The sequence below is a fragment of the Tenacibaculum aestuariivivum genome, assembly GCF_964507685.1.
Classification (GTDB): domain Bacteria; phylum Bacteroidota; class Bacteroidia; order Flavobacteriales; family Flavobacteriaceae; genus Polaribacter; species Polaribacter aestuariivivum.
This window is the reverse complement of the sequence record NZ_OZ208414.1, coordinates 2,050,354-2,070,804: the sequence shown is the minus strand read 5'-3', so window position 1 is coordinate 2,070,804 and position 20,451 is coordinate 2,050,354. Positions and strand designations below refer to the sequence as shown.

At 28.8% G+C, this 20,451-nt stretch carries 22 protein-coding genes and 3 tRNA genes; 16 read left to right on the top strand and 9 right to left on the bottom strand.

Translation table 11 applies throughout. The annotated features are described in order from the left end of the window. Positions 1-65 precede the first annotated feature (65 nt). Both ACN5J4_RS09275 and ACN5J4_RS09270 read right to left on the bottom strand, forming a co-directional pair. Positions 66-449 carry a hypothetical protein gene (locus ACN5J4_RS09275; protein ID WP_418649721.1) on the bottom strand — a complete coding sequence of 128 codons (384 nt, stop codon included), beginning with the start codon at positions 447-449 and terminating at the stop codon, positions 66-68. Positions 450-451: 2 nt separating this feature from the next. Then, on the bottom strand, positions 452-1,132 hold the full coding sequence (locus ACN5J4_RS09270; protein WP_418649720.1) for an HAD family hydrolase: 681 nt from the start codon (positions 1,130-1,132) through the stop codon (positions 452-454). A gap of 113 nt (positions 1,133-1,245) precedes the next feature. On the opposite strand from ACN5J4_RS09270, the gene ACN5J4_RS09265 reads away from it, so the two are divergent. Then, complete coding sequence (locus ACN5J4_RS09265; RefSeq protein ID WP_418649719.1) at positions 1,246-1,461, top strand: hypothetical protein; 216 nt, start codon at positions 1,246-1,248, stop codon at positions 1,459-1,461. Positions 1,462-1,557: 96 nt separating this feature from the next. Here ACN5J4_RS09265 and ACN5J4_RS09260 read toward each other — a convergent pair whose 3' ends face one another. Beyond that, the gene (locus ACN5J4_RS09260) at positions 1,558-3,603 is read right to left on the bottom strand and encodes a dipeptidyl-peptidase 3 family protein (RefSeq protein ID WP_418649718.1); all 2,046 of its coding nucleotides are present in this window, start codon (positions 3,601-3,603) and stop codon (positions 1,558-1,560) included. Positions 3,604-3,648: 45 nt separating this feature from the next. Then, complete coding sequence (locus tag ACN5J4_RS09255) at positions 3,649-4,209, bottom strand: DNA-3-methyladenine glycosylase I (protein ID WP_418649717.1); 561 nt, start codon at positions 4,207-4,209, stop codon at positions 3,649-3,651. Between the two features lie 101 nt (positions 4,210-4,310). On the opposite strand from ACN5J4_RS09255, the gene ACN5J4_RS09250 reads away from it, so the two are divergent. Together ACN5J4_RS09250 and sppA are read left to right on the top strand one after the other, a co-directional pair. Further along, complete coding sequence (locus ACN5J4_RS09250; RefSeq protein ID WP_418649716.1) at positions 4,311-4,715, top strand: DUF6146 family protein; 405 nt, start codon at positions 4,311-4,313, stop codon at positions 4,713-4,715. 53 nt (positions 4,716-4,768) lie between these two features. Then, entirely contained in the window at positions 4,769-6,514 is a 1,746-nt protein-coding gene (sppA, locus tag ACN5J4_RS09245; RefSeq protein ID WP_418649715.1) for a signal peptide peptidase SppA, read from the top strand. Between the two features lie 72 nt (positions 6,515-6,586). Here the strand turns inward: sppA and ACN5J4_RS09240 are convergent, their stop codons facing one another. Continuing rightward, entirely contained in the window at positions 6,587-7,372 is a 786-nt protein-coding gene (locus tag ACN5J4_RS09240) for a hypothetical protein (RefSeq protein WP_418649714.1), read from the bottom strand. A 95-nt stretch (positions 7,373-7,467) separates the two neighbouring features. Further along, entirely contained in the window at positions 7,468-8,724 is a 1,257-nt protein-coding gene (gene metK / locus ACN5J4_RS09235) for a methionine adenosyltransferase (protein WP_418649713.1), read from the bottom strand. Between the two features lie 315 nt (positions 8,725-9,039). Between metK and trxA the strand changes: the two genes are divergently transcribed. From trxA to ACN5J4_RS09210, 5 genes are all read left to right on the top strand, one after another. Continuing rightward, a complete protein-coding gene (gene trxA / locus ACN5J4_RS09230) occupies positions 9,040-9,357 on the top strand; it encodes a thioredoxin (RefSeq protein ID WP_418649712.1) in 318 nt (105 codons plus the stop codon). A 70-nt stretch (positions 9,358-9,427) separates the two neighbouring features. Continuing rightward, entirely contained in the window at positions 9,428-10,351 is a 924-nt protein-coding gene (locus ACN5J4_RS09225) for a DUF58 domain-containing protein (protein ID WP_418651160.1), read from the top strand. Between the two features lie 58 nt (positions 10,352-10,409). Continuing rightward, positions 10,410-10,483 (top strand) — tRNA-Asp (locus ACN5J4_RS09220). A gap of 38 nt (positions 10,484-10,521) precedes the next feature. Continuing rightward, positions 10,522-10,595: transfer RNA gene (locus tag ACN5J4_RS09215), tRNA-Asp, on the top strand. A gap of 38 nt (positions 10,596-10,633) precedes the next feature. After that, positions 10,634-10,707: transfer RNA gene (locus tag ACN5J4_RS09210), tRNA-Asp, on the top strand. An 864-nt stretch (positions 10,708-11,571) separates the two neighbouring features. Here ACN5J4_RS09210 and ACN5J4_RS09205 read toward each other — a convergent pair. After that, on the bottom strand, positions 11,572-11,805 hold the full coding sequence (locus ACN5J4_RS09205) for a helix-turn-helix domain-containing protein (protein ID WP_418649711.1): 234 nt from the start codon (positions 11,803-11,805) through the stop codon (positions 11,572-11,574). A gap of 210 nt (positions 11,806-12,015) precedes the next feature. Next, positions 12,016-12,594, bottom strand: coding sequence for a cytochrome b/b6 domain-containing protein (locus tag ACN5J4_RS09200; protein WP_418649710.1), 579 nt, complete (start codon positions 12,592-12,594; stop codon positions 12,016-12,018). A 335-nt stretch (positions 12,595-12,929) separates the two neighbouring features. On the opposite strand from ACN5J4_RS09200, the gene ACN5J4_RS09195 reads away from it, so the two are divergent. Genes ACN5J4_RS09195 through ACN5J4_RS09180 form a run of 4 tightly spaced genes read left to right on the top strand, consistent with a single transcriptional unit; the run spans position 12,930 to position 16,899 of the window. Further along, positions 12,930-13,757, top strand: a complete 828-nt coding sequence (locus tag ACN5J4_RS09195; RefSeq protein ID WP_418649709.1) for a prephenate dehydratase — start codon at positions 12,930-12,932, stop codon at positions 13,755-13,757. Beyond that, positions 13,754-14,899: a pyridoxal phosphate-dependent aminotransferase gene (locus tag ACN5J4_RS09190; protein WP_418649708.1), complete on the top strand. Its 1,146-nt coding sequence runs from the start codon at positions 13,754-13,756 to the stop codon at positions 14,897-14,899. Before ACN5J4_RS09195 ends, ACN5J4_RS09190 begins: the two co-directional genes overlap by 4 nt. Positions 14,900-14,947: 48 nt before the next feature. Continuing rightward, positions 14,948-15,796: a prephenate dehydrogenase gene (locus ACN5J4_RS09185; RefSeq protein ID WP_418649707.1), complete on the top strand. Its 849-nt coding sequence runs from the start codon at positions 14,948-14,950 to the stop codon at positions 15,794-15,796. A gap of 20 nt (positions 15,797-15,816) precedes the next feature. Further along, entirely contained in the window at positions 15,817-16,899 is a 1,083-nt protein-coding gene (locus tag ACN5J4_RS09180) for a chorismate mutase (protein ID WP_418649706.1), read from the top strand. 55 nt (positions 16,900-16,954) lie between these two features. Here the strand turns inward: ACN5J4_RS09180 and ACN5J4_RS09175 are convergent, their stop codons facing one another. Then, positions 16,955-17,413 (bottom strand): hypothetical protein, encoded by a 459-nt coding sequence (locus ACN5J4_RS09175; RefSeq protein ID WP_418649705.1) that lies wholly within the window; start codon positions 17,411-17,413, stop codon positions 16,955-16,957. Positions 17,414-17,620: 207 nt separating this feature from the next. On the opposite strand from ACN5J4_RS09175, the gene rsgA reads away from it, so the two are divergent. From rsgA to ACN5J4_RS09155, 4 genes are read left to right on the top strand one after another with little or no spacing between them, the layout of a single operon-like run. Beyond that, positions 17,621-18,586, top strand: a complete 966-nt coding sequence (gene rsgA / locus ACN5J4_RS09170) for a ribosome small subunit-dependent GTPase A (RefSeq protein ID WP_418649704.1) — start codon at positions 17,621-17,623, stop codon at positions 18,584-18,586. Further along, positions 18,587-19,039 carry a D-aminoacyl-tRNA deacylase gene (dtd, locus tag ACN5J4_RS09165; RefSeq protein WP_418649703.1) on the top strand — a complete coding sequence of 151 codons (453 nt, stop codon included), beginning with the start codon at positions 18,587-18,589 and terminating at the stop codon, positions 19,037-19,039. Positions 19,040-19,057: 18 nt separating this feature from the next. Next, positions 19,058-19,708 carry a TatD family hydrolase gene (locus ACN5J4_RS09160; protein WP_418649702.1) on the top strand — a complete coding sequence of 217 codons (651 nt, stop codon included), beginning with the start codon at positions 19,058-19,060 and terminating at the stop codon, positions 19,706-19,708. Beyond that, the gene (locus tag ACN5J4_RS09155; protein ID WP_418649701.1) at positions 19,705-20,421 is read left to right on the top strand and encodes a ThiF family adenylyltransferase; all 717 of its coding nucleotides are present in this window, start codon (positions 19,705-19,707) and stop codon (positions 20,419-20,421) included. Before ACN5J4_RS09160 ends, ACN5J4_RS09155 begins: the two co-directional genes overlap by 4 nt. Positions 20,422-20,451 lie beyond the last annotated feature (30 nt).

Here is a 20,451-nt window from a genome sequence, read left to right as displayed (position 1 = left end):
ATATAAAAATAAAAAACCTCAGGATTGAATACTGAGGTTTTAAAAATTACACGACCTATAAAATATTACTCTAAAATTTCTTTAATATTTGGTTTAAAATAATTCGGTCCTTTTAAAACCTTACCATCTTCTCTGTAAATAGGATTTCCATCTCTACCTAACTTACTCATATTACTTCGCTGAATTTCATTAAAAACCTCTTCAATCTTATTCTGCATTCCATGCTCTATAATTGTTCCACATAAAATATATAACATATCACCCAAAGCATCAGCAACTTCTACTACATCATTATTTTTTGCTGCCTCTAAATACTCTTCATTCTCTTCTTTCATTAATTCATAACGCAGTGTTTTTCTATCTTCAGAAATAGCTACAGTAGGCTTATTTTGAATATTTAATTTAAATGCCGTATGAAATTTGTGTACTGCTTTTATTTTATTTTCCATATTTATATAATTTCTAACTCCTTTTTAATTTTTTTAAAATCAAAACTTTCCCAATCAACGATGTGACTTTTAATTTTATTTTCTTGAAAATACTGTAAATTGTTATTTCTAATACCTAAAAAATGAAGATTTAAATTTTTAGCTGTTTTAAAATCCCAAACACCATCACCTACCGAAATAATATTTTCAAATGCTTTTACTTGAAAATATTTTTTAGCCTTTGCTATTGCTAATTCTACAATAGCTTCACGGGTATACACTGTATTAGATGCAGCTACTAAAGCTGGCACAAAATTAATACTTGCTTGTTTTAATTTTAGTAAGGCTGGCTGTAAAAAAGAACCTGTAGCAAAACAAATAGCATAATCAGTTTCTTTCATAAAAAAGTCAATAATATTTTTAGCACCGCTAATTTCAACCGTTTTTGGAAGCTCTAAAAATAATTCAGCCATTTTAGCTTCAAAAGCTGATATTAACAAACTATCAAAAGTTTGGCTAAAGTTTGCTTCAAAATTATGTTTTAAAATATAACTATCTGTTACGTTTTTATAACTTTTCCAATTTTGGTTAATTTTAGTAATTCCAAAAGCCTCCATAGTATTTACTAGAGCTATTTGGTGCTTATTTTCACTACTTGTTAGTGTATCATCAATATCAAAAACAATTAAATTTTTCTTTTTCATCTAGTTTTACAAGAGTATTTTTCAAATATAAAATATCGTTTCAAAAAAACAATTATAACTTTAGTTTTCTTCATTCTAAAATCATTCTTTAACTTTGCTGAAAATATAATTTTATGTTTACACTTATTGCTGCAAAAATGTTTACTTCTGGCAGAATTGTTTTTGCTAGTTTATTTGTTGTCGCTTTTATCATTTTAATGATATACAGCTACAAAAAGGATGCAAAAAACAATAAAAAGCATTATAAAAATGGTGCTATATATGTAGCAATAGGTATTATTAGTGTTATAGCACTGCTGTTTCTTTCTAAGTTTTTAATTAAGGGATAATATTTAGTTATAACAACTTACTATTTAAAATATAAAAAAACCGACTCTTTAAAGAATCGGTTTTATATATTTTATATATTTTATAAAATTATACATCTAGTTTTTAATAGGTAAAAAACTATGATTCTTAGCATAAAATTTCATTTGCTCTTCAAAAGTTTTAGGTTGCGTAACTTTTACATCTGTAATGTTTCCATTAGTATCTGTTACGGTTATTAAAACTGGATTTACAAATCCGCTATAAGGAGCTGACGTGAATTGCTCATTACGCTCTAAAACTTCTTTATGAATAGTTTGATTTACTTTTACGCCATAACTTTCAACTAATAGTTTTGCTGCATCAAAATCTCCTTCAGATTTAATTCGTTGAGACTCTTTTAATAATCTACCAAAAATTTCACGAAGTTTCATATAATCATTTACAACAAAATATGTTTTAGCCCCTTTAGTTATTTTTTCAATAACATTATCTTTTTTTCCTTGCTCGTAGGCCCAAGCCGAAACCCATTGACGATTTACCATATGATCTTCTTCAATATCATCACCTAATTTAATACGTATTAATTGTACCATTAAACCATTTCTTATGTATCCATCATAAGCAGCCTTTCCTATTTTTTGCCAATCATCAACCAATCCTAATTCTTGCAACTTAGGATCCATTAAAAAATATAAACCAACTAAATCTGCCCTACCTTCTTCCATAGTAGATGCATAGTTTTTTAGGGTTTCTTTTGGCTGACCAATTCCTTTATTTATTTGACCTGATGCATGTCCAATTACCTCATGCAATGCAGTGTGTAACTTATCAGCTAGCTTACCGTATTCAAGCTCTAGCGCGACTTCGTTTTCACTGTAAGCAAATTCTTTTAACCTTTCTGAACCTCCAGCACTATTGTAAGCTTCAATAATATTACCTAACGAAACCGATTTAGAGCCATGTTGCTCACGAATCCAATTATTGTTTGGTAAATTAACACCTATTGGTGTACTTGGTGATGCATCTCCTGCTTCACCAGCAACATTTACAGTTTTATAAGAAACACCTACGACATTTTGTTTTTTATGCGCTGGTGACAATGGAGAATTATCTTCAAACCATTGTACATTATCTGATAAAACCTTCATTTTTTTAGACATCTCAAAATCCTTAACCTGCACTATAGTTTCATAAGAGCCTCTGTACCCTTTAGGATCATTATAAACTTCAATAAAACCATTTATCCAATCAATATTTCCTTCTGTAGAAGTTGCCCAAGCAATACAATATTGATCCCAAATATCCAAACTTCCTGTTTTATAATATTCAATTAACAAACCTAAAGCAGCTCCTTGTTTTTCATTTTCAGCAACCTCTTGTGCTTTTTCTAACCAAAAAATAATAGTATCAATAGCAGCACCATACATACCACATGATTTCCAAACTTTTTCTACTAACTTTCCATTTTCGCGTACTAACTTAGAGTTTAACCCCGCTTCTATAGGTTGTTTTTCAGAACCTTTATACGCTTTTTTGTAAAAATTTTCAACCTCGTTGCTAGTAACATCTTCACCATAAAAATTAATAGCAGACGCTAATATATTGTCAACACCTGCTTTTTTATTAACTTTTTTAGCATCTTTATCATTAAAAATAACATCTAAAGCAACTGGTGATAAAGTGAAATTTACTTCTTTTAATAAACCTACTAAATAGTTTTTAGAAAAAGCTGGTTTAATTTTATCATTAGAATAATGGTGATGAATTCCGTTTGAAAACCAAACACGTTTTAAATAAATTGTAAAATTTTTAAAATCTTCACTATTTCTGTTTCCTTTAAAATTATTATGTATATTTTCTAAAGCATTTCTAATTTCAAGATTATGACGATAGTTTTGATCCCACATAATATCACGGCCTGCCAACCCTGCTTGTGTTAAATAATAAACTAACTTTTTCTCTTTCAATGTTAAAACATCAAAACCAGGAATTTGATAGCGTAATACTTTAATATCAGCAAATTGCTCTACCTCATAATTAAATTTCACTTCATTATTTATTACTTTTTCTATACTTCCTATTGATGTTTCTTTTTTTTCAACACCACAAGAAATCAATAAACTAACTGCTGACACAGCACAAAGTATTTGTTTTAATTTCATTTATATTATTTTAAGTTCTTTTTTATGATGATAAATGTACGATTTTTAAACGTTGCCATATCTAAAACAATCAGTTGTATGATCATTAACCATACCTATTGCCTGCATATATGCATATACTATTGTTGAACCAACAAACTTAAAGCCTCGTTTTTTTAAATCTTTAGATATAAAGTCTGATAAACTAGTAGTAGCAGGAACGTCTTGTTTTTTATTAAAAATATTATTTATTGGTTTTCCCTCTACAAAACTCCATATATAATTAGAAAAAGAACCAAATTCGTTTTGAACATCTATAAAAAATTTTGCATTAGAAATTGCTGACTTAATTTTTATTTTATGCCTTATAATAGCTGAATTGTGAAGTAATTCTTCATATTTATAATCATTATAATTGGCTATTTTCTGATAATCAAAATTATCAAAAGCAACTCTAAAATTTTCTCTTTTTTTCAATATTGTTATCCAACTTAAACCTGCCTGAAAGGTTTCTAAAATTAAAAACTCAAACAAAATAGTATCATCATAAATTGGCACTCCCCATTCGACATCATGATATTTAATATACAACGGATCATCATTTACCCAAAAACATCTTTTCTTCATCTTACATACTATTTAAAGTTGAAAGCTACTGTTAAAGAAGTTAAATATCAATAAAAAACAAAATAATTTATGCAACTTTATGATTGATAAAATTTAGAATTATGAAAATATTAAAATACAGCTATTTACTTGTTATTGGTATTATTACATTTTATGCCTGCAGTACCATACCTATAAAAAACAATACAACTATAGAAGAACCTGTAATTATTAAAAATGATAGCCTAGCCTATAAAATTATAATCATTGATGCAGGTTTTACAACCTACTTAAATACAATTGCAAAACCTATAGGCTTTTATTCACTAAATTACCTAGAAAACAAAAACAACATATATGTTACTATTTGGAACTCTAGAGCAAATAACAGCCTAAAATATAATTCAAATATTTACGAAAACATTATTGATTATAACTCGTTTATTAGTTATGGCTACGATGTAAATTACAAACTTTTTAATTATTTTGAATTTGCACAACGTAAATACCGAATGACTTTAAGGTAAGATTAAAAGACTCTTGTAAAACTGTATCTTTGTAAAAAAAACAATATTTTACTATGAATTTTCTACGAAATTTACTTGCATCAATTCTTGGCTTTGTTATAGCTATATTTTTACTATTTTTCTTTTTTATAGCTATTGCAACTGTTATTAGCTCTGAAGAAAAAATTACTGTAAAAACAAACTCTATTTTAGAATTAGATTTAGCTACTCCTGTAAAAGATTATGCACCTACAAATAAAAACCCATTAACTGAAATTTTAGAATTAGCAGATGAAAAATTAGCTTTAAATAAAATAATTAATGCTATTGAAAATGCTAAAACAGATACTAACATTAAAGGTATTAGTATTAAAACAACAGCTGTAAATGCTGGTATGTCGCAAACACAAACTATTAGAAATAAACTACAAGACTTTAAAAAAAGCGGAAAATTTGTGTATGCTTATAATGATGTATACACTCAAAAAAACTACTATTTAAGTTCTGTTGCCGACAGTTTATTTTTAAACCCTGTTGGTGCTATTGATTTTAAAGGACTATCTACCGAAATTTTATATTATAAAGATTTTGAAGATAAATATGGCATTAAAATGGAAGTAATTCGTCATGGAAAATATAAAAGTGCTGTTGAACCTTATTTATCAAATAAAATGAGTGATGCTAATCGTGAACAAACAACATCGCTTTTAAAATCTATTTGGTCTGAAATTACAGAAGATGTTTCTAAAAGCAGAAAAATTTCTGTTGAAAAATTAAATCTAATTGCTGATAATGCTAATGGTAGAAATGCTACTATAGCCAAAGAAAACAATTTAATTGATGCTATTATTTATGAAGATGAATATAAAGAAAAATTAACCTTGAATTCTAATAAAAAAATAAATACTATTTCTTTAGAAAATTATATAAAGTCTGGTAAAGGAACCATTTCTTCAACATCTAAAAATAAAATTGCGGTTATTTATGCACAAGGACAAATAATGTATGCTAAAGGAAATGAAAATATTATAGGTCAAGAAATTACCAACGAAGCAATACGAAAAGCTAGAGATGATAAGAATGTTAAAGCCATTGTACTACGTGTAAACTCTCCAGGAGGAAGTGCTTTAGCTTCAGAATTAATTTGGCGCGAATTAGAATTAGCTAAAAAAGAGAAACCGTTAGTAGTTTCTATGGGTAATTTAGCTGCTTCTGGTGGTTATTACATTGCTTGTAATGCTGATAAAATTATAGCAGAACCAACAACAATCACAGGTTCTATTGGTGTTTTTGGGGCAATACCTAATTTTCATCAATTTGTAAATAATATTGGCATTAATGCAGAGCAGGTATCAACAAACAGCAACCCTAATTATAGTGTTTTTGAGCCGATGAATGATAAATTCTATAACGTAACTAAACAAGGTGTTGAACATATTTATACTATTTTTATAAATAGAGTTGCAAAAGGTCGTAATATGACTTTTGATCAAGTAAATGAAGTTGCACAAGGTAGAGTTTGGACAGGTAAACAAGCTATTGAAAATGGTTTAGTTGATAAACTTGGTAATTTAAGTGATGCAATTACAGTTGCAGCAGAACTTGCTAATATTAATACTTATAAAGTACGTAATTACCCTGATTATAAAATAGATTTTAAAAATGCTTTAAACTTTTCTATTTTCGCAAAAGTATCTAAAGCTGATATTTTAAAAGAAGCTTTAGGCGATGAAAATTATGAATTATATAACAATATCAATCAAATGAAAAACTTAAAAGGAATTCAAGCTAGAATGCCTTATATTCTTCAGATAAAATAAGTTTCAGTTAACTTCATAAAAAAACCTTGACATTTTAAAATGTCAAGGTTTTTTTATCATTTAAAATAAAAATTAGTTATAACTATAAACAACATCAATACTAATAGGTTCATTATCTTCATATTTATTATTACTTGTTAGCGTACCAGTTCCTTTTATAGGATATCCGTCAACATCATAAATATAATCAATACTTAAAGTTGCTAAAACCTCACTATCAGCATTTTTATATACTATTTTTATTAAATTATTAGTAGCTAATAATTGTCTTGCTTTTATAACTTCTGATGCTTGTGTATTTATTCCAAAATCTAATGAAACACCATCTAAAATTTCAACAAGACCTGCAGCTTCTAACGTAGCAAAATATAAATTTGGCTTATCATCATAAGTCATTTCTGCCGTTTGAGTTTCCACACTATAAGTATTTGTTTCATAATCATAAACTGTATCACGAAATGCAATTTTACTAGGGTTTTTATTAGCATCGTATGCTAAAACTTCTCCTGTTTCATATACATTATAAGGAGCTTTATATAATTCTTCTATAGAAAAACTTTCTAAATCTTCGTTATCAATTCCTGCTTTAATAGAAGTTCCATCATTTTTATAATCCATTGAAACAGATTCATTTCCTTCTGTTCCTGACATCCTCATCAATTTATTATCTGAATCATAGATAAAGTTTGAAGATATTGACTCTTGAATTTCTACTGGGTTTGTAGCTGTAATTGATTTTAATGTTTTTTTCTTTACATTTCCATTGATGTCATCAAAATCTTCTGTAGCAGAACTGGTACAAGAACTCATTAATCCGACTATTAAACCGATTACTAATACTTCTTTTAAATTTTTCATAATTTTTCAATTTATTTTGCACGAAAATTAAGACATAAAAAAAATACCTGCAATAAAAATCACAGATATTTTTTTATATAAAACTCATAATCAAACTATAAACCGAAACTTTCTTTTATTTTGTCTACGTAATCTAATTTTTCCCAAGTAAATGTTTCTACTTCTTCAGATACAGTTTCACCCATTGGATTTGTAAAAGTAACTGTTTTAACTTCTGATTTTCTACCCATATGCCCGTAAGCAGCAGTTTCAGAATAAATAGGAGCTCTTAATTTTAAACGTTTCTCAATAAAGTAAGGACGCATATCAAAAATAGTTTCTACTATTTTACTAATTTCTCCATCAGTTTTATCAATAGTTGAAGTTCCGTAAGTTTCAACATTAATACTAGTAGGTTTTGCAACACCAATAGCATATGAAACTTGTACTAAAACTTCTTTACATAATCCTGAAGCTACTAAATTTTTAGCAATATGACGTGTTGCATAAGCTCCAGAACGATCTACTTTAGAAGGATCTTTTCCTGAAAATGCTCCTCCACCATGTGCTCCTTTACCTCCGTAAGTATCAACAATAATTTTACGACCTGTTAAGCCAGTATCTCCATGAGGCCCTCCAATTACAAAAACACCTGTTGGATTAATATGATACGTTATACTATCAGTAAATAAGGCTTGTAAGTTAGTAGGTAATTTTGCAACTACTCTAGGTATTAAAATTGAAACAATGTCAGCTTTAATTTTAGCTAACATAACTTCATCACTTGTATCAAAATCATCATGCTGTGTAGAAATAACAATTGCATCAATTCTTTGAGGTACATTATCATCAGAATATTCAATAGTTACTTGCGATTTAGCATCTGGACGTAAATAAGTAATATCTTTATTCTCTCTACGTAACTCCGCTAATTCAATTAATAAACGGTGTGATAACTCTAATGCTAAAGGCATATAATTATCTGTTTCATCCGTTGCGTAACCAAACATCATTCCTTGATCTCCTGCACCCTGATCTTCAGGGCTTGCCCTTACAACACCTTGATTAATATCTGGAGATTGCTCATGAATAGCCGAAAAAACACCACAAGAACTACCGTCAAACATATATTCGCTCTTAGTATATCCTATTTTGTTAATTACATCTCTTGCAATTTTTTGAACATCTAAATATGTTTTAGACTTAACCTCTCCTGCTAATACTACTTGCCCTGTAGTAACTAAAGTTTCACAGGCTACTTTAGATTCAGGATCAAAAGCTAAAAAATTATCTATTAAAGCATCAGAAATCTGATCTGCTATTTTATCTGGATGTCCTTCAGAAACACTTTCTGAAGTAAATAAATATGACATAAAACTTAGTTTTTAAAATTAGATAAAAGAAAAACTTGAATTGCTTAGTCGTGTAAAGGAGTAGATTATTACTGCTTTAGCATTTTATTTATGAACAATATATGCTCAACGAGGTTGCAATCAGTCAAATTTTTCCTCAAAAATTATACTGCAAAGTTATTGATTATTTTACACACATAAAAACAAAGTTGCAAGGAAATAGAAAGTATTGATACTATGATAGTAAAAAGTAATTTTAGTAAAATAGTATTGATTATTTTTTTGATTACTTTTGTATGTAGATAAATTAGACTTTTAACTTAAAAAACATAAAAAATGGCGTTAGAAATTACAGATGCAAACTTTGATGAAGTAGTATTAAAATCAGACAAACCAGTGTTAGTTGATTTTTGGGCAGCATGGTGTGGCCCTTGTAGAATGGTAGGTCCTATTGTTGATGAAATTAGCTCTGAATACGATGGTAAAGCTGTTGTTGGTAAGGTTGACGTTGATAACAATCAAGAATTTGCAGCTAAATACGGTGTAAGAAACATACCTACGGTACTAATATTCAAAAATGGAGAAGTTGTAGATAAACAAGTAGGAGCTGCTCCTAAAAAAGCATATACAGATAAAATTGATGCTGTTATATAAACAGTAGAATTTTAATATAATATAAAAAGGTTTGGCTATCGCCAAACCTTTTTATATTTTAGAGCAATATATGATTGATATAAACACAACATCTTCTAGTGTTAAAAACCTTGAATTACTTGCAAAACAAGTAGTAGAAGGATTTATTACAGGCATACATAAAAGTCCTTTTCATGGTTTTTCTGTAGAATTTGCGGAACACAAGTTATATAATAAAGGAGAAAGCACACGTCATATAGACTGGAAACTTTTTGCTAAAACCGAAAAACTATATATAAAAAAGTATGAAGAAGAAACAAATTTAAGATGCCATATAATCATTGACAACTCTGCCTCAATGCATTACCCCATTATAAAAAACCAATCAATAGATAATTTAAATAAAGTTGGATTTTCGGCTATTTCAGCCGCTTGTTTAATGGAAATTTTAAAAAAACAACGAGATGCAGTAGGTTTAAGTATTTATGCTGACACATATGAATACTATGCCCCTGAAAAAGGAAGTGAGCGTCATCGAAAAATGCTATTAAACCAATTAGCAAGCCTACTAACCACTAAGTCAACAGCTAACACTGAAACATATCAATATTTACATGAAATAGCTGAAAAAATTCGTCGCAGATCGTTAATTTTCTTATTTACAGATATGTTTCAAACTACAATTAACCAAGAAGCTCTTTTTGACGCATTAAAACATTTAAAATTTAATAAACACGAAGTAGTACTATTTCATACTTTTGATAAAAAAACGGAATTACTATTTGATTTTGATAATACTCCCAAAAAATTTATAGATATTGAAACTGGTGAAGAAATAAATTTACATGCTGATAATATTCAAGAGAACTACCTAAAAATGAGTACTGAATTTTTCAACAATTTAAGAAACAAGTGCTTACAATATAAGATAGATTATATTCCTATAAATATAAATGAAGGTTTTGATAAAATACTAACAACTTACCTTGTAAGTAGACAAAAAAAAGTTCGTTAAAATTTTTTTAATCTAAAAAAAGTATCTATTTTTGCACTCGCTTAGAGTAATTAGCAACGGTCTGGTAGTTCAGCTGGTTAGAATACCTGCCTGTCACGCAGGGGGTCGCGGGTTCGAGTCCCGTCCAGACCGCAATTAGTTAAGTAAATTAAAGTATTGCTACAAGCAACGGTCTGGTAGTTCAGCTGGTTAGAATACCTGCCTGTCACGCAGGGGGTCGCGGGTTCGAGTCCCGTCCAGACCGCAATTAGTTAAGTAAATTAAAGTATTGCTACAAGCAACGGTCTGGTAGTTCAGCTGGTTAGAATACCTGCCTGTCACGCAGGGGGTCGCGGGTTCGAGTCCCGTCCAGACCGCAAAAGCTTCTCACACACATGAGAGGCTTTTTCTTTTTTAAGAAAAAATATTACATTATACTGAAATATGTTGGCCTTTTTTTAATTATTTATATCGTTCAAAATATTTTTTTTAACTATTTAAAGGCAGAAAATAATTTGTACTATGTATGTTTTTAAATTGTTAGTTCAGATAATTTTACATTTTTTTTCGATATGATTTGTATTTTATATTTGAATTTAAATACAGATTGGCAGGTTTTCTCTAGTTCTGACTAAAATGTATTCTTAAGTTGTTATAAATATCTACAGCTTCATCAGTCATTTTTTGAGCTATATTAATGTTTTTAATGATTTTTTTAAAACCATATTCGTATCTCAGAGTTATATTAATACATTTAAAAAAAGTATTTTACAATAAGCATATTGTTATATTATACTCATTTTTGTTTTTTTCAACAAATTCAATGTATTTAGAATTATAGTATTGAAAACCTCTGTCGGAGTGATGAATAAGTTTTTCTTTCGGGTATTTTCTTTTTTAATAGCCATTTTAAGTGCATCTATACAAAGTGATGCCCTCTATAATTATCGAATTAACAGCTCATAATTTACTTAGAATAAGCATCTATGATCAATGCAAATAATTATGACAATTTATGTTTTTAATGTAAGTGATATAACTTACCCAAAGTTGTCGTGGACATGTCAGCACTTGGTTATTTATAGAAAGCTTGTTTACTGATTCCAAAACACTGATAGAACCACTCTCTTTTAAACGGTTTTTTTATTTTTGCTAATCACTTTTACTAATGTTTTAGGTAACAGGTTCTATATCGGCAAAATATCTTACTGAAAACCTTTTACAAGCTCCAGTTTCTCAATTCATTCCTTTAATTTTTTAATCCCATCTAATTTACTCATACCATTATTTTGTTGAGCTAAGGTCCTATATTTTCTAATCCAATATGAAATAGTAGTTCTAGCAACATTATATTTTTTGGAAGCAAAGTTTGTAGAGATTTGACCATTTTGAATTTGGTCAACGATGAATAATTTGAGTTCTAAGGTTACTTTTTCGTACGTTTTTTTTCGCCAAGCTTGTTTTTGTAATTTCATAAGTGACTATCAATAATTGATGAATTTTTAGTCAACCTATTTCAGTAAAGTTCGTGTTGATAACGAACCACAACATTTAGTATATGAAAAGTAGGTGATTTCGAAGAACCAAACTTTCGGTTAAGCACGAACTTTGATACGAGTCAAAACCCTTGAATTTAGTACTAATTTGCCTAATTTTTAATATACATTATTGTCCTTTCATACTTTTTATTTGTCTTTTTTTGATCCACTTACTATTCTTGAAATAATTCCTTTTTGGTCAGTAAATTCTGCTATTAGTACGCCTGTCAAATGGATTCCAATAAAAACTATAAGATAATAAATACTTAACACGTGGATTTCTTCCATTGGCTTTTTAAATTCTTTCGGTCCTAATTCAATAATGAGTCCGGTAACAAGCGAAACAATTACGCATAAATAAAATATAATATATGTCCATTTTTGAAATTTCATTTTTTTGGACAGGGTCTTATCAAGAGGATTTTGAATTTTCATATGTCCGAAAGCAGGAAGTATAAAACGAATACTAAAAAGACCTACCAAAACATAACCAATGTAAATATGCCAATTCCACATTGGTTGCCTTATCTTTTTTGCTAAATCAATGAGTTGTTCTTGAGATAAAACCTGGTCGGTACCACCCAGGTAATTCTGTATGATAGTTGCCACATTATATTTATTCATCCACGTTAATCGTAAAAAAATTGTAATTAACAAAAGAAGAAATGAAACAGCAATCGTCCAATGAATTATTCGATATACCTTAGAATACTTTTTATCTTCCATAATATTTATTTTTAGATATTAATTTTCTTGTATGATGCACAACTTACGGATAAAAGAATGACAAATTATTTTTTTTACAATAAAAAAACAAAATAGGCTCTTTTTGTTAAATATATTTTTTAATTTCAAAAAAAACCCTATCAAATTTGTTTTTCTAATATTAATCTCTAGATTTGTAGAATACAACAAAAACAAAAATGATGTTACTAAACGTTTGGAAAGGTTTCTATTTTTATTTTTATTTCTTTAATAAGAACTGAGACTTTGTATCGTATTGTTAACTAACATATATAATTATAAAGTCTCGATATATCGAGGCTTTTTTTTGATTAAAAATGAAAAAAATTATAGCAATTCAAGGAGCAGAAGGGTCTAACCATCATAAAGTTGCTCGTGATTTTTATGGAACTACAATTCAATTAAAAGAATGCATGTCTTTTGATGTTTTAGTAGATAGTCTACTTAATAAAACAGCAGATATTGGTATTATGGCTTTAGAAAACACCATAGCAGGTTCTATTATTCCAAATTATGCTTTGATTGACAAGAACAATTTGCATATAATTGGCGAAGAGTACTTAAATATTCATCACCATTTAATGGCACTTTCTAATCAAAAAATTGAAAACATTAAAGAGGTCTGTTCGCACCCAATGGCTTTACTACAATGTAAAGAGTTCTTTAAAAAATACCCACATATTAAATTAGTTGAAGATGTTGACACAGCTGAAGTAGCTAAAAGGATTGCTAAAAATAATTTAAAGGGAGTTGCAGCGATAGCACCAAAAATTGCTGCAGAAATTTTTGGTTTGCAAGTAATTGAAGACAGTATTCAAACCATGAAAGAAAATGCAACTCGATTTGTTATTGTACAAACTAAAGAATCTAGTAACGGTATTAATACGATAAATAAAGCATCATTAAAATTTCAACTTGATCATAAAAGAGGTAGCTTAGCTACTATTTTAAATGTATTAAGTGATTGTCAAATGAACTTAACAAAGATACAATCATTACCAGTAATAGAAGCTCCTTGGAAATATTCATTCTTTGTAGATGTTACTTTTGATGATTATAAAAATTACGAAAAAGCAAAAGCTATTGTTAAAATAATGGCTGAAGATTTTAAAGTATTAGGAGCATATAAAAACGGAAGAAAATGATTGAACCAGCAAAAAGATTAGATACCGTACAAGAATACTACTTCTCTAAAAAATTAAGAGAAGTTAGAGAATTAGCAGCCGCAGGAAAACCAATTATCAATATGGGAATTGGTAGCCCTGACTTATTGCCTCCTACTAATGTAATTAATGCAATTCAAGAAAGTTTTGGAGATGCAACTGCTCATAAATATCAAAGTTATCAAGGATTACCTGAATTAAGAAATGCAATTTCTAAGTTTTACAACGAAAAATTTGAAGTAACTTCTAATCCTGAAAATGAAATATTGCCTTTAATGGGTAGTAAAGAAGGAATTATGCATATTTCTATGGCTTTTTTAAATGAAGGCGATAAAGTATTAATTCCAAACCCAGGTTATCCAACATATACTTCTGTTACTAAATTAGTAGGCGCAACACCGCTTTTTTATAACCTGAGTAATACAAATAACTGGCAACCAAATTTTGAAGAATTAGAAAAGTTAGATTTAGAAAACGTAAAAATTATGTGGGTGAATTATCCGCATATGCCAACAGGAACAAATGCAACTTTTAAAACTTTTGAAAAATTAGTAGCTTTTGGTAAAAAACATCGAATATTAATTGTTAATGATAATCCGTATAGTTTTATTTTAAATGATAACCCTATCAGTATTTTACAAGTAGCTGGTGCAAAAGATATTGCTTTAGAATTAAATTCATTAAGTAAAACATTTAACATGGCAGGTTGGCGTGTTGGTATGGTTTTGGGTAATGCTAATTTTATCAACCAAATATTAAAGGTTAAAAGTAATATGGATTCTGGTATGTTTTACGGAATTCAAAAAGGCGCTATTGAAGCATTACATTTATCGGATGAATGGTTTATTTCTCAGAATAAAATATACGAAGAACGTAGAAATTTAATTTTTAAACTTGCTGATAAATTAAACTGTACATATAATAGAAACTCAACAGGTTTATTTGTTTGGGCTAAAATTCCTGAAGGAAAAACATCCGAAGAAACTGCCGATGAAATTTTATATGATAAAGATATATTTATTACACCTGGAACTATTTTTGGTTCGCAAGGAGAAGGTTATATTCGTTTTTCTTTATGCATAACAAAAGAGGTAATTAAAGAAGCAATTAATAGATTTTCTTAAACAGATTAAAATATCATTTCTGTGATAGAAATGAAGTAAAATAATAATATGAACGTATTTGTAATTGGTGTTGGTTTAATTGGCGGAAGCATGGTTTTAGATATTCAAAGAGAATATACTGATGCTGTTGTTTATGGGATTGATGCTAACGAAAATCATTTAGATGAGGCTAAAAAAATTGGCGTAATTCATCATAAATCAACATTTAAAGATTTAGAAAAAGCCAATATTGTAATTATTTCAATTCCGGTTGATGTTACAATAGAAATACTACCCAAAGTATTAGATATTGTTTCAGATACTTGTTTAGTTTTAGATGTTGGATCAACTAAAGAACAAATATGTGAAGCTATTAAAGATCATCCGAAGCGAAGAAATTTTTTAGCAACACATCCTATTGCAGGTACTGAATTTTCAGGACCAACAGCAGCACACCAAGGTTTGTTTCAACAAAAAACAAACATTATTTGTGAGGTAGAAAAAACAGCTTTTAAATTACAAGAAATAGCTTTAGAAATTTTCTCAAAATTAGGAATGCGTATTCGTTATATGGATGCAAAATCGCACGATAAACACATTGCGTATGTATCACACCTATCTCACATAAGTTCTTTTATGCTAGGAAAAACAGTTATCGAAAAAGAAAAAAATGAACGAGATGTTTTTGATATGGCTGGTTCTGGTTTTGCATCAACAGTGCGTTTAGCTAAAAGTTCACCTGCAATGTGGACACCAATTTTTAAACAAAATAAAAATAATGTTATAGAAACTTTAGAAGAGTATATAACTAATTTGCAAGAATTTAAAGAACTAATGCAAAAAGATGATTTTACAGAAATTTATAATAAAATGGAAAGTACAAATCATATAAAACAAATATTAAACGGCATAAAATAAAAGCCATAATAATAATTAAAATGAAGAATACAAAAGAATTAAGAACATGGTTGGATGATATGAATTTAACACATCCACTAGTAATAGCAGGGCCTTGTAGTGCAGAAACCGAAGAACAGGTTTTAAAAATTGCACACGAATTAAAAGATTCTGATGTAAACTATTTTAGAGCGGGAATTTGGAAACCTAGAACAAGACCTGGAAATTTTGAAGGTGTAGGTGCTTTAGGTTTAAAGTGGTTGCAGAAAGTAAAAGCAGAAACAGGTATGAAAACCTGTACAGAAGTTGCTAACGCAGCCCACGTAAAACTTGCTTTAGAACACGATATTGATTTATTATGGATTGGTGCACGTTCTACTGTATCGCCATTTATTATGCAAGAAATTGCAGATGCTTTACAAGGAACTGATAAAATAGTATTAGTTAAAAACCCTGTAAATCCTGATTTAGCTTTATGGTTAGGTGGTATTGAAAGATTATATACTGCTGGTATTAAAAATTTAGGAGCTATTCACAGAGGTTTTTCTACATACGAAAAATCTAAATACAGAAATATTCCTGAATGGCAAATTGCTATTGAATTTCAAAACAAATTTCCTGATTTACCTTTAATTTGTGATCCTTCACATATTACAGGAAACAGAGAAATGATTTTTGATGTTTGTCAAACTGCTTTAGATTTAAATTTTGATGGTTTAATGATTGAAACGCATTTCGACCCTGATAATGCCTGGAGTGATGCTGCTCAACAAGTTACTCCAGATAAATTAAAACAAATAATGGAAGATTTGAAAATTAGAAAAGCAACCGAAACTGACTCTAGTTACAGAGAATCTTTAGAAAATTTACGTGCTCAAATTAACGTAATTGATGGGCAATTAATCGAAATGATGGGTAAAAGAATGAAGGTTGCCGATAAAATAGGTGCTTTGAAAAAAGATATGAATGTTGCTGTTTTACAATCAAGACGCTGGAACGAAATTCTAGGAAACATGATTCTTGAAGGAGAAAGCAAAGGTTTAAGTGAAGAGTTTGTTTTAAAAATGTTTAAAGCGGTTCACCAAGAATCAATTAATCATCAAGAAAAAATTATTAAAGGATAAAAAAAAAGGAGCTTTAATATTAAAGCTCCTTTTTTTTTACAAAAGATTAAAAATACTATTTTATTCTTTTAAAAATATATCTTGTAATAAAAATACCATTTTTATCACCCTTACCTCCATAACTTTCAACTCCTGAATTAACAAAAGCCAAATCCCATCCTTCTTCAACCATTGCATTAATTTTTGAGCTAATTACAGCATCATTTGCAACAATATTCTGAAACCTGATTCCTCCTAAATTAAAGAAATTTAATAATTTAGTTTCATCAAAATTTTTCACTCTAATCTCAGCACGGTCAGATTTATTTCTCTTATCTTTCTTTTTCTCTTCAGATCTTGTTGATGTAAAATCTTTGTAATCTCTATTTTCATTAGATGAAATTAATCTAGACCTTCCTAATCCATTAGGAATTGTTGACTCTACACTTGTAATAACTTTATACTCAAATTTTTGAGCATTTACAGAAGTTAAACCTAATGAAATAAATGCAATTAGTAATAATACTTTTCTCATATTTTTTTATATTTTTTTTATATTTAGGTAGCGAATATATTAATACTTTTTGTTTAATGAAACAATATTATTAGACTTATTAACACATCTAGCAATTATTTGAGTTCTTAAAAAGAAAAAATAAGTGAGGTTTAAAACGGAAAATAGCCACAAATAAATCAAACTTAAAAAATTAATTTTAAGAATTAATTTCTGCATCTTTGTACTATGACAGGAATCGTATACAAATCTACAGGAAGTTGGTATTGGGTAAATTGTGAAGGTATTCTATATAAATGCCGAATTAAAGGAAAATTTAGACTAAAAGACATCAAAAGTACCAATCCCATTGCGGTTGGAGACAAGGTTGATTTTGACTTGGAAACAAAAAATGATGAAGAAACCGGTGTAATTACAAGTATTCATGAACGTAATAATTTTATTGTTCGTAAATCGGTAAACTTATCAAAACAAACACATATTATTGCCGCAAATATTGACCAAGTTTTTTTGCTAATTACCATTAATAATCCGCCCACTTTCACCACTTTTATTGATCGTTTTTTAGTATCTTCAAGAGCATACAGAATTGATACAATTCTTGTTTTCAACAAGATAGACTCCTACAAAATAGAAGAGCGTGGCGAAATTTTATATCTTAAAGATATTTACGAAAACATCGGATATACCTGTATTGAAGTATCTGCAAAAGAAAATAATAATGTCAATGCCATTAAAAAAATGATGCTCGGAAAAACATCCATGTTTGTAGGACATTCAGGTGTTGGAAAAACAACCCTCGTAAATACAATAGACCCAAGTTTAAACCTAAAAACAAAAGAGATTTCCGACCAACATAACCAAGGAAAACATACCACAACTTTTGCTGAAATGTTCGATTTAAATCTCGAAAACCCAAATGATGCACGAATTATTGACACTCCTGGAATTAAAGGATTTGGGGTAGTAGATATTGATAAAGAAGAATTAGGAGATTATTTTCCAGAGTTTTTTGCCCTAAAACAAGATTGTAAATTCAATAATTGTATTCATGTAAATGAACCAAAATGTGCCGTAAAAAATGCCCTAGAAGCCGATACAATTTCTTGGGAGCGCTATAAAAGTTATTTACAAATTCTAGAAGGCGAAGATGAACATTACCGAACCGATATTTGGGAAAAAGATCAAGAATAAATGAAAGCTGTAATTCAAAGAGTAACTAAAGCAAGTGTAACAATTGAAAATAAAAAAGTTGCAAAAATTAAAAGTGGTTTACTAATTCTTATTGGAATAAGCAATCAAGATACTACAGAAGATATTAATTGGTTATCTAAAAAAATAACGAATCTTCGAATTTTTAATGATGAAAATCAAATAATGAACAAATCATTAATTGATATCAAAGGAGATACAATTATTGTAAGTCAGTTTACCTTACAAGCATCCACAAAAAAAGGAAATAGACCAAGCTATATAAAGGCTGCAAAACCAGAAATTGCCATTCCTTTATATGAAGCATTTATTGAAAAAGTAGAAGAGAATTTAGGTAAAAAAGTGCAAACAGGAGAATTTGGTGCCGATATGAAAATTAAACTTTTAAACGATGGTCCTGTTACCATTATTATTGACACCAAAAATAAAATGTAATTTTTCTCATTTATTTTTATGAAGTTTATAAATATTCATACACATCAAAATCTAAACCAAAATTTAGAAGAAAATTTCGCTATTTTAAACCGTTACCCTGATGAAACAATTTTTAATACGCCCTTTTCTATCGGAATTCATCCGTGGTTTATTGATAAAAAAAATGTTGAAAAAGAAATTAATTATATCAAAAGTAAAATAATCCATCAAAATTGCTACGCCATCGGAGAATGCGGATTAGATAAACTATCAAAAATTAATTATACACTTCAAATTAACGTTTTTAAAAAACATATTCAGCTATCTGAAGCCTTTAAAAAACCACTGATTATACATTGTGTAAAATCTTTTCAAGAAATTATTCAAATTAAAAAAGAACTGAATCCTTCACAAAAATGGCTGATTCATGGGTTTCATAAAAATAATAAAATTGCTTTAGAACTTATAAAAAATGGCTGTTTTTTATCCTTCGGAAAAGCACTTTTATATTCCGATAAACTACAAAAAGTGTTTGAAAATATCCCGCTAGATAAAATATTTTTAGAAACCGATAATGCAGAAATTGATATTATCAAAATTTATCAAAAAGCAAGTAGCATCAAAAATAGTAGCATCAAAAAATTACAAGAAAAAATACATCAAAATTTTAATACGATATTTATAAGATGAGTTGGTTAGAAAGAACGGAATTATTAGTTAAAAAAAAAGGCATTGATAAACTCCAAAAAGCACATATTTTAATTGTTGGCTTAGGAGGTGTTGGCTCATTTGCCGCCGAATTTATTGCAAGAGCAGGCGTTGGAAAAATGACCATTATTGATGGCGATTATTTTGATAAAACAAACATAAACAGACAACTACCCGCCTTAAATAGTACGATTGGAAAATCAAAAGTTAGCGTAGTTGCCCAAAGAATTAAAGATATAAACCCTTATATTGAACTCACAGAAATTCAAGAATTTTTATCGCCAGAAAGAGCCTTTGAAATTGTAAACCCAAAATATGATTATATTTTAGATTGTATTGATAGTATCACACCAAAAATTAATTTAATCGTTGCTGCTAAAAGAAAAAAAGTAAAATTGATAAGCGCCATGGGAGCTGGCGGAAAATTAGACGCCAGCAAAATAGTTATTAAAGACATTAGTAAAACTAAAAACTGCAAAATGGCACGAGCACTTAAAAAAAGATTAAAAGAACGAAAAGTTGATAAAGGCGTTATGGCTGTCTATTCCGAAGAAGTACAAATTTCTGAAAGTTTACAATTAACCGATGGTAATAACTTCAAAAAATCTTTTTATGGTACTATCAGTTATATGCCTGCTGCTTTTGGCTTACAAGCTAGTTCTTATGTTATTAACAAAATATTAACAAAAAAATAATTTCCACGGAAAATAATTTTAAAGTATATT

What these genes read in the sequence shown, in the direction of transcription:
- ACN5J4_RS09275 (WP_418649721.1), bottom strand. Translation starts at nt 449, where the DNA reads ATGGAAAATAAAATAAAAGCAGTACACAAATTTCATACGGCATTTAAA.
- dtd (WP_418649703.1), top strand. Translation starts at nt 18,587, where the DNA reads ATGAAAGCTGTAATTCAAAGAGTAACTAAAGCAAGTGTAACAATTGAA.
- ACN5J4_RS09260 (WP_418649718.1), bottom strand. Translation starts at nt 3,603, where the DNA reads ATGAAATTAAAACAAATACTTTGTGCTGTGTCAGCAGTTAGTTTATTG.
- ACN5J4_RS09180 (WP_418649706.1), top strand. Translation starts at nt 15,817, where the DNA reads ATGAAGAATACAAAAGAATTAAGAACATGGTTGGATGATATGAATTTA.
- ACN5J4_RS09195 (WP_418649709.1), top strand. Translation starts at nt 12,930, where the DNA reads ATGAAAAAAATTATAGCAATTCAAGGAGCAGAAGGGTCTAACCATCAT.
- ACN5J4_RS09270 (WP_418649720.1), bottom strand. Translation starts at nt 1,132, where the DNA reads ATGAAAAAGAAAAATTTAATTGTTTTTGATATTGATGATACACTAACA.
- ACN5J4_RS09190 (WP_418649708.1), top strand. Translation starts at nt 13,754, where the DNA reads ATGATTGAACCAGCAAAAAGATTAGATACCGTACAAGAATACTACTTC.
- ACN5J4_RS09205 (WP_418649711.1), bottom strand. Translation starts at nt 11,805, where the DNA reads ATGAAATTACAAAAACAAGCTTGGCGAAAAAAAACGTACGAAAAAGTA.
- ACN5J4_RS09175 (WP_418649705.1), bottom strand. Translation starts at nt 17,413, where the DNA reads ATGAGAAAAGTATTATTACTAATTGCATTTATTTCATTAGGTTTAACT.
- ACN5J4_RS09255 (WP_418649717.1), bottom strand. Translation starts at nt 4,209, where the DNA reads ATGAAGAAAAGATGTTTTTGGGTAAATGATGATCCGTTGTATATTAAA.
- ACN5J4_RS09240 (WP_418649714.1), bottom strand. Translation starts at nt 7,372, where the DNA reads ATGAAAAATTTAAAAGAAGTATTAGTAATCGGTTTAATAGTCGGATTA.
- ACN5J4_RS09185 (WP_418649707.1), top strand. Translation starts at nt 14,948, where the DNA reads ATGAACGTATTTGTAATTGGTGTTGGTTTAATTGGCGGAAGCATGGTT.
- ACN5J4_RS09155 (WP_418649701.1), top strand. Translation starts at nt 19,705, where the DNA reads ATGAGTTGGTTAGAAAGAACGGAATTATTAGTTAAAAAAAAAGGCATT.
- ACN5J4_RS09225 (WP_418651160.1), top strand. Translation starts at nt 9,428, where the DNA reads ATGATTGATATAAACACAACATCTTCTAGTGTTAAAAACCTTGAATTA.
- metK (WP_418649713.1), bottom strand. Translation starts at nt 8,724, where the DNA reads ATGTCATATTTATTTACTTCAGAAAGTGTTTCTGAAGGACATCCAGAT.
- trxA (WP_418649712.1), top strand. Translation starts at nt 9,040, where the DNA reads ATGGCGTTAGAAATTACAGATGCAAACTTTGATGAAGTAGTATTAAAA.
- ACN5J4_RS09265 (WP_418649719.1), top strand. Translation starts at nt 1,246, where the DNA reads ATGTTTACACTTATTGCTGCAAAAATGTTTACTTCTGGCAGAATTGTT.
- ACN5J4_RS09250 (WP_418649716.1), top strand. Translation starts at nt 4,311, where the DNA reads ATGAAAATATTAAAATACAGCTATTTACTTGTTATTGGTATTATTACA.
- ACN5J4_RS09160 (WP_418649702.1), top strand. Translation starts at nt 19,058, where the DNA reads ATGAAGTTTATAAATATTCATACACATCAAAATCTAAACCAAAATTTA.
- rsgA (WP_418649704.1), top strand. Translation starts at nt 17,621, where the DNA reads ATGACAGGAATCGTATACAAATCTACAGGAAGTTGGTATTGGGTAAAT.
- sppA (WP_418649715.1), top strand. Translation starts at nt 4,769, where the DNA reads ATGAATTTTCTACGAAATTTACTTGCATCAATTCTTGGCTTTGTTATA.
- ACN5J4_RS09200 (WP_418649710.1), bottom strand. Translation starts at nt 12,594, where the DNA reads ATGGAAGATAAAAAGTATTCTAAGGTATATCGAATAATTCATTGGACG.